This is a genomic window from Streptococcus ferus DSM 20646 (assembly GCF_000372425.1).
Taxonomy (GTDB): Bacteria; Bacillota; Bacilli; order Lactobacillales; family Streptococcaceae; genus Streptococcus; species Streptococcus ferus.
On sequence record NZ_AQVD01000004.1, the window covers coordinates 51,164 to 67,266 of the forward strand.

Annotated in this window: 15 protein-coding genes; 8 read left to right on the plus strand and 7 right to left on the minus strand. The window is 43.5% G+C overall.

All coding sequences use genetic code 11. The annotated features are described in order from the left end of the window. Positions 1–4 precede the first annotated feature (4 nt). Positions 5–778: a formate/nitrite transporter family protein gene (locus A3GY_RS0106805; protein ID WP_018030669.1), complete on the plus strand. Its 774-nt coding sequence runs from the start codon at positions 5–7 to the stop codon at positions 776–778. Positions 779–808: 30 nt separating this feature from the next. On the opposite strand, the gene A3GY_RS0106810 is transcribed toward A3GY_RS0106805, so the two are convergent. After that, the gene (locus A3GY_RS0106810) at positions 809–3,088 is read right to left on the minus strand and encodes a Xaa-Pro dipeptidyl-peptidase (protein ID WP_018030670.1); all 2,280 of its coding nucleotides are present in this window, start codon (positions 3,086–3,088) and stop codon (positions 809–811) included. Positions 3,089–3,203: 115 nt separating this feature from the next. Between A3GY_RS0106810 and gla the strand changes: the two genes are divergently transcribed. The 4 genes from gla to A3GY_RS0106830 all read left to right on the plus strand — a co-directional run bounded on the left by gla (position 3,204) and on the right by A3GY_RS0106830 (position 6,406). Next, on the plus strand, positions 3,204–4,058 hold the full coding sequence (gene gla / locus A3GY_RS0106815; protein ID WP_018030671.1) for an aquaglyceroporin Gla: 855 nt from the start codon (positions 3,204–3,206) through the stop codon (positions 4,056–4,058). Positions 4,059–4,173: 115 nt separating this feature from the next. Then, the gene (locus A3GY_RS0106820) at positions 4,174–4,923 is read left to right on the plus strand and encodes a CppA family protein (protein ID WP_197708975.1); all 750 of its coding nucleotides are present in this window, start codon (positions 4,174–4,176) and stop codon (positions 4,921–4,923) included. After that, positions 4,920–5,867 (plus strand): serine hydrolase domain-containing protein, encoded by a 948-nt coding sequence (locus A3GY_RS0106825; RefSeq protein WP_018030673.1) that lies wholly within the window; start codon positions 4,920–4,922, stop codon positions 5,865–5,867. The genes A3GY_RS0106820 and A3GY_RS0106825 overlap by 4 nt, the downstream gene beginning before the upstream one ends. Then, positions 5,864–6,406: a DUF1697 domain-containing protein gene (locus tag A3GY_RS0106830; RefSeq protein WP_018030674.1), complete on the plus strand. Its 543-nt coding sequence runs from the start codon at positions 5,864–5,866 to the stop codon at positions 6,404–6,406. The genes A3GY_RS0106825 and A3GY_RS0106830 overlap by 4 nt, the downstream gene beginning before the upstream one ends. Before the next feature lie 21 nt (positions 6,407–6,427). Here A3GY_RS0106830 and A3GY_RS0106835 read toward each other — a convergent pair whose 3' ends face one another. After that, positions 6,428–6,862, minus strand: coding sequence for a GNAT family N-acetyltransferase (locus A3GY_RS0106835; RefSeq protein ID WP_026161969.1), 435 nt, complete (start codon positions 6,860–6,862; stop codon positions 6,428–6,430). Between the two features lie 88 nt (positions 6,863–6,950). Next, complete coding sequence (gene pflB / locus A3GY_RS0106840) at positions 6,951–9,278, minus strand: formate C-acetyltransferase (RefSeq protein WP_018030676.1); 2,328 nt, start codon at positions 9,276–9,278, stop codon at positions 6,951–6,953. A 203-nt stretch (positions 9,279–9,481) separates the two neighbouring features. On the opposite strand from pflB, the gene dinB reads away from it, so the two are divergent. Continuing rightward, a complete protein-coding gene (dinB, locus tag A3GY_RS0106845; RefSeq protein WP_018030677.1) occupies positions 9,482–10,576 on the plus strand; it encodes a DNA polymerase IV in 1,095 nt (364 codons plus the stop codon). 48 nt (positions 10,577–10,624) lie between these two features. On the opposite strand, the gene A3GY_RS0106850 is transcribed toward dinB, so the two are convergent. The 4 genes from A3GY_RS0106850 to rnhC form a co-directional block, all read right to left on the minus strand. Then, complete coding sequence (locus tag A3GY_RS0106850; RefSeq protein ID WP_018030678.1) at positions 10,625–11,098, minus strand: hypothetical protein; 474 nt, start codon at positions 11,096–11,098, stop codon at positions 10,625–10,627. Between the two features lie 99 nt (positions 11,099–11,197). Next, the gene (gene recD2 / locus A3GY_RS0106855) at positions 11,198–13,549 is read right to left on the minus strand and encodes an SF1B family DNA helicase RecD2 (protein WP_018030679.1); all 2,352 of its coding nucleotides are present in this window, start codon (positions 13,547–13,549) and stop codon (positions 11,198–11,200) included. Positions 13,550–13,607: 58 nt separating this feature from the next. Beyond that, a complete protein-coding gene (lepB, locus tag A3GY_RS0106860) occupies positions 13,608–14,195 on the minus strand; it encodes a signal peptidase I (protein WP_018030680.1) in 588 nt (195 codons plus the stop codon). 8 nt (positions 14,196–14,203) lie between these two features. Further along, positions 14,204–15,097 (minus strand): ribonuclease HIII, encoded by an 894-nt coding sequence (rnhC, locus tag A3GY_RS0106865; protein WP_026161970.1) that lies wholly within the window; start codon positions 15,095–15,097, stop codon positions 14,204–14,206. A 130-nt stretch (positions 15,098–15,227) separates the two neighbouring features. Here rnhC and A3GY_RS0106870 point away from each other — a divergent pair, with 130 nt between their 5' ends. After that, positions 15,228–15,530, plus strand: a complete 303-nt coding sequence (locus A3GY_RS0106870; RefSeq protein ID WP_018030682.1) for a hypothetical protein — start codon at positions 15,228–15,230, stop codon at positions 15,528–15,530. Beyond that, positions 15,530–16,075, plus strand: a complete 546-nt coding sequence (locus tag A3GY_RS0106875; RefSeq protein WP_018030683.1) for a CvpA family protein — start codon at positions 15,530–15,532, stop codon at positions 16,073–16,075. Before A3GY_RS0106870 ends, A3GY_RS0106875 begins: the two co-directional genes overlap by 1 nt. Positions 16,076–16,103: the final 28 nt, after the last annotated feature.

Here is a 16,103-nt window from a genome sequence, read left to right on the forward strand (position 1 = left end):
ATGTATGAAGACACCAGAAGAGATTTTAGAGGCAACGATTCATATCGGAGAGCATAAGGTTGAAAAGAGCCTTCTTGCCAAGGCGATTCTTGGTTTTATTGGAGGGGCTATGATCAGTCTGGGCTATCTTTTATATGTCAGGGTGGCAGCCAGCGGTATGGCCACCTTTGGCGCTTTTGCCAGTTTTATCGGGGCTTGTCTTTTTCCGATTGGTCTGATTGTTATTCTGATGGCTGGCGGAGAGCTGATAACAGGTAATATGATGGCTGTTGCAACTGCTTTTTTCGCCAAGAAGGTATCAGCCATTTCTTTGCTTAAAAACTGGCTGACCATTACCATCTTTAATCTTATCGGAGCCTTCTTTGTGGCTTATGTTTTCGGCCATTTTCTGGGCCTGACAGCGACAGGTATTTTCAAAGAAGAAGTGGTTGAGGTGGCTCATGCCAAACTTTCAGCCAGTCCTTTACAGGCCTTTGTGTCAGGTATCGGCTGTAATTGGTTTGTCGGCCTGTCTCTGTGGCTCTGCTACGGGGCTAAAGAAGCCAGCGGCAAACTACTGGGGATTTGGTTCCCTGTCATGACCTTTGTTGCCATTGGCTTCCAGCATAGTGTTGCCAATGCCTTTATTATTCCGGCGGCCATTTTTGAACAGGAGGCTAACTGGATGGATTTTTGGGCTAATTTTACCTGTGTTTATCTGGGAAATGTGCTGGGGGGAGCTGTTTTTGTCAGCCTATTTTACTACCTTGCTTACGGGAGCAAATCAACAAAGCACTAATCAAAAAGCAGCTGAAAGACAGCTGCTTTTTTAAGAATGAGGAATGTCAAGACACGATGCTTTTAAGTCTACCGTTAGGCTGTAAGAGCTATTGTCACGAATGGTATGTTCAAAATCAGTGGTATAAAGTACCAGACGGAGCTTATCGTGTTTCTTTAAGCGGTAAATAGTCGGCAGCAAGTTCAAGCTAACCGTCATCCATTGATTGGGAATGATGTCGTCAATCGTCAATAAGTCCTGACGATTCTGAAGGTTGAGCACGCTCTTTGTAATGACCCGATAAGGACTTTCTTTATAGGCTAATTCTTTAAGCGCTTCACGGGAGAAATTCCTGCCATTATCAATGGCTGCCATTTCTAAAATATGAGGGCTGTCGGTTAGGCGTTTTTTCTTGCCCAAATCAAGCAGCTGTGCTGATAAGATCCCCATATGATGGCTGGATTTCAGTTTTAACTGCAGGCGGATGGCTCCATTAATCAGCAGCTCCTCAGTGATATCAAGATCCACAGTAATTTGATTGGCTTTAGCATCAAAGAGGTCTTTTTTAAAGCTGAGATAATCTTGGCAATAGGCCTTAAAGGTCTCGTCTGGGTAGTGGTTATCAATCTGCTCTTGGCTATCACCAAGAGTCAGACGGACAGTCTGCTGACTGCCAAAACGAGTGAGCGTTTCCCAGTTTTGTTCTTGCGCATTATCTTGCCAAATAACAGCAGGCAGCTGATAGCCGTTGGCCAGCCCTAAAAGTTCCTTCGTTAGGAGGGCGTTCATGCTTTCTCGGAAGTCGATAGACTGCCAATTGTGCATATAAACGTGCTCTCCCTGATGGAGAAAGGCATGTTTGTCGACCTGTTCTGGCAGGGCATTAAGGATTTTGTAGACCTGTGACGGTTTTACATTCCAATCCTGCAAGCCATGCGTGAAGACAAGATGAGCCTTAATCTGATTCGCATGAGGCAGGTAATTGCGGTCTTCCCAGAACTGATTGTAGTCGCCGGATGAGCGGTCAAGCTGAGCGATCTGCTGCTCCAGCAGTGCTTGGTACTGATGATTGTGGTGCAGATAATCGCCGGCAGCCAGATTCCGAGAATAGGTTAGCTCAGTCAGAACGTCCAAATCCTCGCCCGGATAGCCGCCAGGGCTGCAAACCAGCCCATTTTCTCGGTAATAGTCGTACCAATTTGAGATGGCGGCTTCTGCAATAATCACCCTAAGACCATCCACGCCAGTCGTTGCAAGACCAGTAGACATGGTCCCCAGATAGGATTTCCCTGTTGTGGCAACCAGGCCACTGGCCCAATCTGCCAAAACCTGCTTATCCCTTTTTCGGCTGGAAAAGGCTCTTGCCTTACCATTGAGCCAGTCAATAACAGCCTTGAAAGAGTGGATTTGAGCATAATCACCGCTGGTCATAAAGCCGTCTGAGCCTAGGGTTCCAACTCCAGAGACATAAAGATTAGCAAAGCCTCTAGCCAGAAAGTAATCGTTCAGGCTGTATGAGTCGATGTGGCTGAAACTCTCTGTGGCAGATGTCAGAGGAAGCAAATCCTGTTCTTCAGAAGGTAAAGGCTGGAAATCACTTGTTTCTACTGTGATTCGGCCTTTTGTTTTGACCTCTAGCTTGCCTTCCATTTGATGCAGTCTTTTGTCGCTTGCGGTCTCATTGATGCCTTGATGGTAGGGACTGGCTGTCATCATACTGGGCAGTTTGTGCTTGGTCTTGGGTCGAATAATATAAACCTTAATCACATCCAGACGCCCATCTTCATCAGTATCTACCGGTGCTTCCACATAAACAATCTCTCTGATCAGATCAGATGTCTCAAAAGTTGCCAGACTTTTTCCGTTGAAAAAGTGATAGTCATTATCAGCTGGCAGAAAGCCTTGACTGATCAGATTATCAATTAGGGTCATACCATTTTTTCGCCGGCAGGCCAGAAGCTGGTGGAGATTAGAAAAGAAATGACTCTGGTCAAAAGTAATAGGAAAGGCAATAGTTTGGCAGAAATCTGCCGAGTTTGCAAAATCAACGTGAGGGATAAAACCAAGCAGCTGCAAGGCGATGGTCTGAAAGACAGTATCGGTCAACGCCTGCTGAGAATGGAAAAAGGTCAGAAGATCAGTCTCAAAGTCAGCAATCAGCTGCTGGGACACCTCATCAAAGTCTGGATTCTGGAAATAAAGGGTCTTTAAAAACTGTTCCAGATTATCCTTAGGCTGCTTATCAGCTGATAAAGAGAAGCCTAGCTTTTGCAGTTCTTCAAGGGCTTCTGATTCGGTGACAGGAATATAGCTGTATTGATTATATTTCATCTTTTCCTCTTTATTAAGTAAACGTTTTTATTTTGTGGAGACCTTTACATTATTCATTATACTTGATAAAATGTAACATGTCTAAATAAATTCAAATCGGAGGAAACAAAGACAAATGGATGTTACATGGACAGTGAAATACATCACTGAATTTTTGGGAACGGCTATCCTCATCATCTTAGGAAATGGTGCGGTTGCTAACGTTGAACTTAAAGGTACTAAAGGTCATGCTAGCGGTTGGCTGACGATTGCTATCGGTTACGGTATGGGAGTTATGATTCCAGCACTCATGTTTGGAAATGTATCAGGCAATCACATTAACCCAGCCTTTACTTTAGGTTTGGCAACAGCAGGTCTCTTCCCTTGGGCTCAGGTATTGCCTTATATCTGCGCACAGCTTCTTGGAGCGATTGCCGGTCAGGCTGTGGTTGTGGCGACACACCGCCCGTACTACCTGCAAACAGAAAATCCTAACGCTATTCTAGGATCATTCTCAACTATCGTGAGCGTAGATAATGGTAAAGAAGAATCTCGCAACAGTGGTCTGACAAATGGTTTCATCAATGAATTCTTTGGCTCCTTTGTTCTTTTCTTTGCAGCTATCGCCATGACAAAGAATTACTTTGGTGCAGAAGTTGTTCAATATGCAACTAGTCAAGGAATTGACGCATCAACAGTAGCCGGAAAAGTTCAGTTAGGCTCACACATCAACTCAGGACTTGCTGTTTCTCACATGGCTCTTGGATTCCTTGTGATGGCCCTTGTGACATCACTTGGCGGTCCTACAGGTCCTGGATTAAACCCTGCACGTGACCTTGGTCCACGTATTCTTCACCATTTCTTGCCGAAATCAGTTCTTGGTGAACATAAAGGCGATTCAAAATGGTGGTATGCTTGGGTACCAGTTGTAGCACCTATCCTTGCAGGAATTGCTGCAGTGGCACTTTACCAATACCTATACGCTGCTTAACATTAAAAGAGACTTCAAGTCTCTTTTTTTTATGTAGAAAAGGCTTTCAGAGCATATAATTTCTTGTCAAATAGTGGAGATTTGTCTAAAATGTAAAGTAAGGTAAAGGGGAGATATAATGACATTTGATGGTATGAGACTTTATTCACCTGTTTTGCGGGTGAATAATCGCGATGAAAATATTGCTTTTTATGAGAAAAATTTAGGTTTTAAACTAATCTCAGAAGAAAACGCACTGGCTTTTTTCAGTGACTGGACTGGTTCAGGAAGCCAATTTGTCATTGAAGAGTCGCCTGCTTATCGGACAAGGGCGGTAGAAGGCAAGAAAAAGCTCAATCAGATTATTCTCAAAACAAGTCAGCCTCAGGATATTGCTGCCTTACTTGCTCAGGGAGCTAAGGCCAGCAAACTTTTCAAGGGCAGCAAGGGGTATGCATTTGAGACCCTATCCCCAGAAAACGATCGTTTTCTGCTGCATGCAGAAGATGATTTAAGCAGCCTAGTGGAGGTTGATTGTTTTGAGGGTCAGGTGAGAGAAGGGTTCACAGGACTTTCTGATTTCACCATTGACCAAATTAGTCTCAATGTGGCAGATCTTAAGGCCAGTCAGGACTTTTATCGCCTTTTTGAAGGCCTTCCAGTCCATTTGCTCTTTGTCGCGGCTGAGGGACCGGACTTGGCGGTAGAACCGCATGTTACTTGGGATATCGAATTTATCGAATTTAGAGTGCCGGCTGATTACGATTTGGCGTCCTTGAAAGTTTATTTGGAAGCGCAAGGACAGGATGTTTATTTGGATCATAAGGAAAAGGTCCTTGCGGTCTCTGATCCCAGTCGGATTGAAGTATGGTTTAGCAAGGAATGACAGAACACGTGACCTCTATTCATAATAAAATCAAAGAGCAGATTGACCAGAACATTTATCTAGGAGCCAGTCTCGCTCTTTTTGATGGCAGCCAATGGCAAGAATACTATTACGGTCAGGTACAGCCAGGTCAGCCGGTCAGGGAAGGATTGATTTATGATCTCGCCAGTGTTTCAAAGGTTGTTGGTGTCGGGACGGTTCTGATTTTCTTGATTGAGGAAGGGCGAATCGCATTGGATCAGCCGTTGAAGCACTATTATCCTGACTTTGACGATGATACCGTCACCATTAGGCAGCTCCTAACACATGCTTCGGGAATTGATCCCTTTATTCCCAATCGTGATCGATTAAGTGCCGCCCAGCTGACTGAGGCTATCAACCAGATTAAGGTCACAGCGGATAGATCTTTTAAATACACAGATATTAATTTTATCCTGCTGGGCTTTATGCTCGAAACCTTTTTGGGGCAGTCTCTGGATCTTATTTTTCAGGAGAGGGTTTTTGGCCCTTTCCAAATGACCTCAACGTCTTTCGGTCCTGTAGCGGATGCTGTCGTTACGGCAAAAGATGTTCCTTCAGGGAGAGTCCATGACCCCAAGGCGGCTGTTCTGGGAATCCATACGGGATCGGCCGGTCTTTTTTCCAATCTGGCTGACCTTGAAGCCTTTATTAACCATTACCTGACGGATTCATTTGCCAAAAAGTTAAGCCGAAATTACTCCAGATCCAATAAGGACAGGAGTCTGGCCTGGGATTTGGACGGTGAATGGCTGCTTCACACAGGCTATACGGGCACCTTTATTCTAATCAATATTCCTCGGCAAAAGGCTGCTATTTTCTTGTCTAATCGGACTTACGAAAAAGATGACCGAGCTCAATGGATAGTGGACCGAGATGAACTGATTAAGGTCATTAAAGATCGTTTACTGGAGGAGAAAGTATGAGATATGTTTTGTTGCTAAGAGGTATCAATGTTGGCGGCAACAATAAGGTTGCCATGGCTGATCTCAAACAGCTGGCTGTTGATTTGGGCTGTCAGAAGGTTGTCACCTATATTAACAGCGGCAATCTTTTCTTTGATTCAGAACATTCGCCATCAGTCTTAAAAAAATCATTTACCGCCCTTTTTGAGAAACATTATCCTTTTGTAAAATCCTTTGTCTTATTAAGTCAAAGCGACTATCAAAAAGATGCCGACTGTTTGCCAGCATGGTGGGAGGAGGACTTGGCGCGAAAGGATGTCCTTTTCTATTCAGACAAGGTGGATCGGTCCTTTCTGGAAGACAGGATTGCTCACCTTCCCTTAACCGCTGATGAACTTGTCCATTTTGGAAAGTCTGCGGTGTTTTGGGGTAAAAGAGATGAGAAAACTTACCTCAAAACAGCCTACCATAAGTACCTTCTTAAAGAGCCTTTTTATAAGAATATTACGATCCGTAATGGAAAGACCTATGCCAAAATTGGAGAATTAGTGACAGTTTAAAAAGCGGCAAAAATGCCGCTTTTATAATCTTTTTTTCATATGGATATGTTGGATACCAGCCTCTTCAAAGAGATCTCCAAAGCTACTGTAACCTAATTTTTGATAAAAGGTCTGAGCGCTTACTTGTGCGTGCAGACTAATCTCTTCATAGCCTAATTCTTTGGCGAACTGACTCGCTTCCTTTAATAGCTGGCTTCCAAGTGCCTGTCCTTGGTAATCAGGAAGAACAGCCATTCGTTGAAGGAGAACTTGTCGGTCGTTTTGAGGCAGAAGCCGACAGGTAGCCAGAGGCCTGTCCTGATCGTCATAAAGAACAAAATGGATGCAGAGAGCTTCGTTTTCGTCAATTTCAATTCTTAGGGGCACACCTTGGCCTTCGACAAAGACGAGATGCCGAATTTTGAGGGCATCCAGGTAGACCGGAGATAAGGTATCGCGTGTATGTCTAATCATCATAAGTCTATTGTATCTAAAATGAACAGCTTTCACAAGTTCAGAGAATCAAAAAGAACTTTGCCTCAGGCAAAGTTCTTTTTAATCAGCATTAGTTGCCAGATAATTCACGCGCTGCATCATCCATTGAAAGGACTTCGTGGAAGACACGCTGTGTTAATTCAGTCTTTTGTTCTGGTGTCAGATACTTGGTATTGACGCAGTAACCAGAGATACGAACGATAACATCTTCACCACTCATGATCTTATCGTAAACATCTTGCAGGTTCATGACGTTCAAGTTAACGTGCTGACCGCCACCTTCAAAGTAACCGTCAAGAATGGTAACCAAGTTGGTTACTTGTTCATCAAAGGTTTTACCGAGGGCTTTTGGCGATACTTGAGTTGTCAATGAGATACCATCAGCGGCGTAAGAGAAGTCAAGGCTTGCAAGAGAGTTAAGGTTTTGCAGCCAGCCACCTTTAGCCTTGTTAGATGGATTAGCACCTGGAGAGAAGAATTCCAGCTTAGACAAGTTTACAGAACCATCTTCGTTGAGGTAAACCCCTTTATGGACTGGAGAGTTACCAGTTTGTTTAGAGTAGGCAACGTTTGATGTGATGGTAAGCAGTGATACAGTTGCTTCAGCGTTCTTGTAGAGCTTGTGGCTGCGAAGACGAGTGGTATAAGCTTCAATCAACCATTCCGCTAACTCATTTGAACGAGGGTCATCTTCACCCCAACGAGGGTAGTCACCGATAGTTTCATAGTCATAAATGTAGCCAGTTTCATCGCGAAGCGGTTTAACAGTAGCGTACTTGATTGCTGATAGTGTATCTACTGTGTTAGCAAATCCACAGATACCGAATCCCATATTAGCACGCTGACGAGTTGGTAAGAAGGCCATTTGAACAGCTTCATAGTTGTACTTGTCAGTCATGTAGTGGATAATGTTGAGGGCGTCAACGTAAGTATCTGTCAACCAGTCAAGAGATTTTTCAAAGTTAGCTTTAACTGATTCAAATTCAAGCACTTCATCACGGATTGGATCAATGTCAAAGACCTTGTAATCTTTATGGACATCATCGTAGCCACCGTTAAGACCTGTTAAGAGGGCCTTGAGGACATTTACACGTGCACCGAAGTACTGGATGTTGTGACGTTGTTCTTCATTTTCAGGGTCAAGCGGTGATACACAGCATGAGATACAAGACATTTCACCGTAACCGTCTTTAGCCATTGTGGTCACGCCTTCATACTGGATAGAAGAATGTTTGTGACTCATTGTCATACAGTAGCGACGGAAAGCATAAGGCAATTTGTCAGTCCAAAGCACTGTTAGGTTAGGCTCTGGTGCATTACCGATATTGTCAAGTGTGTTCAAGAAACGGTAGTCCATCTTAGTCACACGGTGACGGCCGTCAGCCCCCATACCAGCCATAGAAGTTGTGATGAAAGTAGGGTCACCTGAATACAGCTGGTCGTAAGCTTTGGTACGAGCAAACTTAACAGTACGAAGTTTCATCACGAAATCGTCAATAAATTCTTGGATTTCAGACTCTGTAAAGGTACCGCGGGCAAGGTCACGTTCGGCAAAGATGTCAAGCACAATTGGCACACGTCCAAGAGATGTTGCAGCACCATTGATCACACGGCAGACAGCCATGAAAGCAATGTTTGTCCACTGGATTGCTTCTTTAACGTTGAAAGCAGGGCGGCGAACGTCAACACCGTACAAATCACCAAGTTTAACAACTTCACCCAATGCTTGGTACTGTAAGTTCACTTCTTCACGAAGACGGATAGACTCCTCATCAATTTCAGTGATGGCATTCCAGTCGTTCACTTTTTCCTGCATCAGGTAGTCAGCTCCATAAAGCGCCAAACGTGTGTAAACCCCGATGATACGTCCGCGAGAGTAAGCATCTGGTAGGCCAGTTACAGTATGTGCGTGACGGGCACGACGGATATTTGATGTATAGGCGCGGAAGATACCGTCATTAACAGTTGTTACATATTTGGTGAAGATTTCATGCAATTCAGGACTTACTTCATAACCATTTTCTTTCAAAGTTGTTTCTGCCATGCGGATGCCGCCTTTTGGCATGAAGTTCAGCTTGAAGAGCTCGTCATTTTGAATACCGAAAATCAGCTCATTGTCTTTGTCGATGTAACCTGCTGGAATATCAGCGATAGAGGTTGCACGGTCAGTATCCATTGGGAAGCGTGTTGCTTCATAATGTGCTTTGGTTTCTTCAACAATTTTTTTGATGTGCAGTGAGCGTTCTGTAGGACCGGCAAGGAAACTTTCATCTCCGTCATAGGGAGTGTAGTTGGCTTGAACAAAGCGCGAAACGCTTGCCTTTTCTTTCCAGTCAGTTCCCTTAAAGCCTTCCCAAGCTTTTTCAAAAACGTCAGTGTTAGTCTTTACAGTTGCCATAGTTTTCTCCTAATTCTAGTAACAGCGCATCTGTTACATTTACAAGTTCATTCTATCACATAGTAAACGGTTTCACAAACAAAAATCTTGACATTTTTGAATTTCTTTTGTAGTACAGTTTCTTAAAAGACTCCTAACTGTAGTATAAATATTTCCATTGGTAGAAAGGTCGGTAAGAGTGTATAATAAAAGCGGAGGTTCCTATGTTAATTTTTCCGCTGTTCAATGACACCAGTCGAAAAATAATCCATATTGATATGGATGCTTTTTTTGCTGCGGTTGAAGAGCGGGATAATCCAAAATTAAGAGGGAAACCAGTCGTTATTGGAGCTGACCCCAGACAGACAGGGGGTCGGGGAGTTGTCTCAACAGCCAATTATGAGGCTAGAAAATTTGGTATCCATTCTGCGATGAGTTCCAAAGAAGCTTATGAACGCTGTCCGCAGGCGGTTTTTATCAGAGGGAATCATACCAAATACCGAGAAATCGGCCGTCATATTCGAAGCATCTTCCGTCGCTATACCGATTTGGTGGAGCCTATGAGTATTGATGAAGCCTATTTAGATGTGACTGAAAATAAACTAGGTCTCACATCAGCTGTTAAAATAGCAAGACTGATTCAGCGGGATATCTGGCAGGAGTTGGAATTGACCTGCTCAGCAGGCGTGTCTTATAACAAATTCTTGGCAAAATTAGCCAGTGATTTTGAAAAACCCCGAGGGCTGACCTTGGTTTTGCCAGAGGAGGCGGAACCGTTTTTAGCCCAGCTGCCGATTGAAAAATTCCATGGGGTCGGCAAAAAATCAGTTGAGCGCCTGCATGAAATGGGGATATTCACAGGAAAAGATTTGCAGGAACAATCGGAAATGTTTCTGATTGATCGGTTTGGACGCTTTGGCTTTGACCTCTATCGCAAGGCGCGGGGAATCAGTAATTCTCCTGTCAAGACAGATCGCATTCGAAAATCAATCGGCAATGAGCGTACCTATTCCAAACTGCTGTATGATGAAGAAGACATCAAGGCAGAAATTTCAAAGAACGCTCAGCGAGTGGCAAAAACCCTGAAAGAAAATGAACGTCAGGGGAAAACAATTGTTCTCAAGGTTCGCTACTCTGATTTTTCCACTCTGACGAAGCGAGTGACTCTGGATCAGGCGACGCAGGACTTTGATGTGATTGAAAACCACGCTCTGCTCATTTTTGACAGTCTCCCTGAAAATCTATCCGGCATTCGTCTGCTGGGGGTTACCGTGACAGGATTGGAAGAAGAGGGCAAGCAAACCAGACTTTTTGACTAGACGGATATGGGGCAACTAAAAAAGGCAGGACAAATCCAGCTGCCTTTTTTAGTTTTGATTAGATAAGGTTTTAATCTGCTGCAATGCAAAGAAGAATAAAAAGATGAAAATCGCTTGAAAACCAATCTGCAAGAGAATACCAGACATTGACGTTGATGCAATGAAGGTATAGATAACGCTGGCAGTTGCTAAGACAATTCCAATATAGTAAGGAAGAGGGGTAGGCAACTTTTCCTTTTTAAGACGAGAAAGGTTGATAAAACAAAAAACAGCAATGATGATATTGGCAATTATGCCGATAATGACAATCGCAATTGCAACACCGGTGACACTCTCTTTGAGAACATCGATTTGCTGGCTGGTCATCTGCAAAGCATCCGTATTACCGCTATCAATCATACTTCGGATAGCAAATAAACCAGGCAGGCTGATCAAGCCGAGACCAGCGAAAATAATATTAAAAATCGCAATCGCCAAAGTTGTTGTTTTTAGAGTTTGGCGAACTTTTTCATATGAAACCATAAAACCTCCTTTTGAATGAACATCTCATTCTTGACGCTTATTTTACCATAAAATCTTTCTTTTTAAAATAGGTATTTGCGAGCAGCAGACAAGTCGGAATTAATGCTTAAAGAAGCTGTCAATATCGTCTTGGCTGATACCAATCATAGGGTCAATGGTTAAGAGGTTATCAGGACTCAGCCGATAAGTTTGGGGTTGTTTTTCTGCGGGGGCAAAGACTGTGTCAGTTTCCGCTTCCACTTGAGGCTCGCCCTGCCTGAAGCGTTCAACGAGATAAGTATGGCGTTTGGCACCTTCGTTTTGAACGGCGTATTCAAAGGCCTGAATGTCCCCTAGCAGAATCAGTTTGCTTTTTGAGCGGGTAATGGCAGTGTAGATTAGATTTCGCTGAAGCAGGCGCCCACTTTGTCGGGTAATGGGTAAAATCACCACCTGAAATTCACTCCCTTGTGCTTTGTGAATACTGATGGCGTAGGCCAGTTTGATCTTATGCCACTCATTTCGCGGATAGAGCACCTCCGTTCCGTCGAAGGTGATAAGCAGTTCGTCTTGCTTAGAATCGGAATACTTGGCAGGAATCAGATCAGTAATATAGCCGATATCGCCATTAAAAACATTGAGCTCGGCCTCATTAACCAGATGAAGAACCTTGTCCCCCTGACGATAGCGTGTATCGCTGAATTGAAATTCGAGTTGGTTCTGAAGTGGATTGATTAGCTCCTGCATGAGTGAATTGAGGTTGTCAATCCCAGCCTGTCCCCGATACATGGGAGCTAAAATCTGCACCTGATGAGCCTTGATGCCGCTTTTTAAAGCGGATGAGACAATTTTGGCCACCATTTGCGGGATATGGTCAGTCTGAGCTTCAAAATAAGAGCGGTCAGGCTTTTTAGTGGTAAAATCAGCTGGCAGGTTACCCTGTCGGATTTGACTGGCCAGGGTAACAATAGTGGAATCGTCTGACTGTCTGAAAATTTTTGTAAGAGCAGTCTTGGGGAGCTGTCTGATTTTCAGTAGGTCGGCCAAGACTTGGCCAGGCCCAACAGAAGGCAGCTGGTCGCTGTCTCCCACAATGATAACTTGTGTTTGTGACGAGATGGCGGAGAAGAGCTGATTGGCAAGCCAGGTATCAACCATGGAAAATTCATCTATAATAATCAGGTCACAGTCAAGGTAGTCCTCAAGGCCCTGATAGTCACTGTCACCGTTGAGACCGAGATGACGGTGAATCGTCGCACTAGGCAGTCCTGTCAGCTCATTCATCCGTCTTGCTGCGCGTCCGGTAGGAGCAGCTAGGGTAATAGGCAGGTCGTTTTGATGGAGGTCAATCTGGTGGAGGCTGGCATAAACGTCAATAATACCATTGATAACCGTTGTTTTTCCTGTTCCTGGTCCTCCGGTCAAGATAAAGATTTTATTTAAAATCGCTTCTTTAATCGCTTCTTTTTGGCTGCTGTCATAGGAAATCGCCAGTTTTTCTTCCAGCCGGCTAATCTCACGGTTAACCTCTTCTTCGGTTGGCCGATTTTCAAACGGGGTATCAAGAATCCGGCTCAGATGTTTTTGAATACCTTCTTCCGCATAAAAGAGGGTATTGTCAAAAATTTTAGTGTCAATATGTTGGATTTTGTCCTCGGCAAGAAGGTTGGTCAGTTCTTTGGCGACGAGGTCGGCTTCTAACTCGACCTGTCTTGCTTCTTCGAGTAAGTGAATGGCCTTGTCCAAAAGTTCTTTGGCCTCAATATAAGTATCCCCTTGATCAAGAGAATTTTCTAAAAGACTGTGAACCAGAGCAGCCCGAAAGCGTTCAGGAGAGTCGCTTGTAATCCCCGTTTTTTCCGCCAGCTTGTCGGCCACCTTAAAGCCAATCCCTTGAATATCCTCAACCAGACGATAAGGATTTTCGGCAATAACCTGCAAACTTTCTTCTTTATAGTAATCAAAAACTAAAAAGGCTAGTCGGTTGCTGAGGCCATATTCTGCGAGTTTGGACAAAATCTGCTCGGTACCATAATGAAGCCGCAGTCTAGTCAAAAAGGCCTCTTTTTTCGGCGGGCTCAGCCCAGTGATACTGTTCAGTTTATCAGGATCTTCTAGAATGCTGTCAATAGGGTTTTCACCATAAAGCTGGACAATTTTTTCCGCCGTCTTCAGACCAATTCCCTTAAACTGATCGCTGGAAAAATACTTGATCAGACCAGAGGCTGAGGGTTTTGTCCTTTCATAGCGTTCTACCTGTAGCTGTTCACCATATTTAGGATGCTGGGTCAGCTCACCCCAAAAGGTGTATTGTTCTCCTTCGATGATATCGCCCATAGTTCCTGTTACGATAATGTCAAAGTCATCAAAGCCACTGTCAGTATCTTCTATTTCTAAAAGTAAAATTTTAAAAAAATTACTGGCATTTTCAAAAATAATACGCTCAACACTGCCAGAAAAATAATAGGTCATAACGAAAAGGTCCTTATGAAAAAAGGCGAAACAAGCTGTTCCGCCGGTGTGCTCATGATTATTGGTTCGAGATAAGACTTATTTTAGACAGAGGCCAGATACGGGCCTTGACTTCTCCGATAATCTGATCTTTTGCAAAAGTGCCGACTTGGCGGCTGTCCTTGGAAACAATACGATCGTCTCCTAAGAGCAGGTATTGCCCTTTAGGCACGGTAATGGAAAAGGTTTCCTGGCCTTGGCTGTCTGTCGTGAAAGCCTTGGATTGGGCTGCCAATTCTTGGAAATATTGGTTGTAAGAGTAGACACTTTGGAGCTTATCTTTGGCATAGGCTTTCTGATACTCAGCCAGGTAGCTTTCGTCAACTTTCTTACCATTGACCTTTAACGTATCATTGTCATAGGAGATGGTGTCACCGGGCATACCGATGATACGCTTTACAATATTTTTCTCTCCTTCTTTGGCGACAACAATATCAAAACGCTCAATAGAAGTCGTCTTAAGGACAATCAGGCGTTCTCCGTTTGCCAAGGTCGGATCCATAGAATGGCCCTCAACCTGAACGGGAAACCAAACAAAGAGGCGTGAAAGACCAAAGAGAGCAATAAAGAGGATAAAAAGTCCCCATTCCTTTATAAAACGTTTCATGAGATTCCTTATTTTTCTAGTAATTGATAGGCTTTATCAGTATTTTTGAAGTGCAGTTTCGCCGTTTTCTCAAGTCCAATCTTACCATACGTTTTGAGAATTTGGCTGGCTACTTGATCCGATTTGCTGCCGGCTCCGCTTGGGAGTGTCAGACCGACAGTTTGGCTAAGTTCCTTTAGGTTTTCTAAAAAAAGATTGCGGGCGATAATGGAGCTGACAGCAACAGCTAAATATTTTCCTTCGGCCTTTTCTTCAAGGGTCAACTGATTAGCAAAGCGATTGATTTCAGTTTTGAGATACTTTTGGTAGTTGTTTGGGCTGGTAAAGGCGTCAACAATAATTTTATCGGGTTTTACCCCTGTTTTTAAGAGTAAAAAAATAGCCTGATTATGAAGAGCTACCTTGACAGAAACAGCATTATGCTGTTTTTCTTTACCGACGACCTGATTGTATTTCTGGGGGGAGAGAAGCAGAGCCTTGTGAGCTATTTTCTCCTCAAGAAGGGGAGCAATGTGCTGGATTTTCGCATCTGTTAGCTGCTTAGAATCATCAACACCCAGTTCTTTTAAAAAAGAATGCTGATCAGGAGTAACAAAACTAGCGACTACAGCAATGCCGCCAAAATAAGAGCCGTTGCCGACTTCATCACTGCCAATTATGGCGAGATCCTGTCGGACTGTCTGGGCTTCTTGTTGAGGAGCAAGCCCTAGACGGCCGGCCAATTCTTGAGCATCGTTTCCCTGAAAAACAACCTTTTGTGACGTGTAAACCAAGACAGTGACACCGTCACTCTTAGCAGCAAAGTCAACATAGGGATTGGCATTTTCGATTTGCTGGGCAGAAAGCTGTGTTTTCAGCCTTGCCAGCGTCTGAGAATCAAGCTGCAGCACCAAAGTATTCATAGATAATATTTTAGCATAAAAGAGGCTGATTTTGGAAAAGGAGCCCATCTTTTTTTAAAAAAAGATAGAAGAGTGTTTCAACATTTTACGAAACCGCTTTTTTACGATATAATGGAAGCCGAGGTGTAATATGTCAAGTAAAAATCGTTATAAATTCACATTTGGTGAAAAAACGTTAACCTTAACGACCGATAAAGACAATCTCTTCATGGAAGAAATTGAACGTGTAGCGCGTGAAAAGTATGATGCGATTAAAGAAAAATTGCCGCATGCTGATGATGAGACGATTGCTATTTTGATGGCCATCAATTCCTTGTCTACTCAGCTGAGCAGAGAAATTGATTTTGATAAAAAAGAAGAAGAGCTGGAAAAATTTCGTACCAAAGAATTAACGGAAATCAGAGGCCGTGCTCAGCAGGATGAGGGGCAGTAATGGTCTCCGTCTTCGTTTTTCTAATCTTGGCTTGGCAGTTCTATATCGGCTACAGCCGCGGGATTATTTTGCAGGGCTACTACTTTGTCGCCAACATCATTTCTTTGGTTTTTGCGGTTCAGTTTTATCGTTCTCTTGCTGATTTGCTGACGCTTTGGGTCCCTTATTCAAATCCGCTCGAAGGCAGTTCGGTTTATTTTTTCAAGTCCGTTGATCTTTTTGATCTTAGTCAGGTATTCTATGCGGGTATCGCTTTTTTCAGCATTTATGTGGTTGCCTACCTAATCTTTCGTTTTCTTGGTATTTTTGTTCACTTTACGAAGATTGATCGTTTTGATAAGCTGTATTTTCGTTTGATTTCGGGGGGGCTGTCGCTTTTAGTGACCATTTGCTTTTTAGGGCTTTTCTTCAATGTTCTGGCGACCATACCGGTAGATCTTATTCAAGATTTTCTCAATGGGTCTTGGTTAATCCGGTTATTGATTCATTTTCCGGTCGTTTCCCAGCTTGTTCAGGCATTTTGGGTATCTGCTATTTTAAAGTAAGGGGAACCTTGCTTTTTTCTTTTGTGCT

Bases quoted from the DNA above. Each gene is read 5' to 3' on its own strand.
- rnhC (WP_026161970.1), bottom strand. From the start codon at position 15,097: ATGAATACTTTGGTGCTGCAGCTTGATTCTCAGACGCTGGCAAGGCTG.
- lepB (WP_018030680.1), bottom strand. From the start codon at position 14,195: ATGAAACGTTTTATAAAGGAATGGGGACTTTTTATCCTCTTTATTGCT.
- A3GY_RS0106875 (WP_018030683.1), top strand. From the start codon at position 15,530: ATGGTCTCCGTCTTCGTTTTTCTAATCTTGGCTTGGCAGTTCTATATC.
- A3GY_RS0106850 (WP_018030678.1), bottom strand. From the start codon at position 11,098: ATGGTTTCATATGAAAAAGTTCGCCAAACTCTAAAAACAACAACTTTG.
- dinB (WP_018030677.1), top strand. From the start codon at position 9,482: ATGTTAATTTTTCCGCTGTTCAATGACACCAGTCGAAAAATAATCCAT.
- A3GY_RS0106870 (WP_018030682.1), top strand. From the start codon at position 15,228: ATGTCAAGTAAAAATCGTTATAAATTCACATTTGGTGAAAAAACGTTA.
- A3GY_RS0106825 (WP_018030673.1), top strand. From the start codon at position 4,920: ATGACAGAACACGTGACCTCTATTCATAATAAAATCAAAGAGCAGATT.
- A3GY_RS0106835 (WP_026161969.1), bottom strand. From the start codon at position 6,862: ATGATGATTAGACATACACGCGATACCTTATCTCCGGTCTACCTGGAT.
- recD2 (WP_018030679.1), bottom strand. From the start codon at position 13,549: ATGACCTATTATTTTTCTGGCAGTGTTGAGCGTATTATTTTTGAAAAT.
- A3GY_RS0106830 (WP_018030674.1), top strand. From the start codon at position 5,864: ATGAGATATGTTTTGTTGCTAAGAGGTATCAATGTTGGCGGCAACAAT.
- gla (WP_018030671.1), top strand. From the start codon at position 3,204: ATGGATGTTACATGGACAGTGAAATACATCACTGAATTTTTGGGAACG.
- A3GY_RS0106810 (WP_018030670.1), bottom strand. From the start codon at position 3,088: ATGAAATATAATCAATACAGCTATATTCCTGTCACCGAATCAGAAGCC.
- A3GY_RS0106805 (WP_018030669.1), top strand. From the start codon at position 5: ATGAAGACACCAGAAGAGATTTTAGAGGCAACGATTCATATCGGAGAG.
- pflB (WP_018030676.1), bottom strand. From the start codon at position 9,278: ATGGCAACTGTAAAGACTAACACTGACGTTTTTGAAAAAGCTTGGGAA.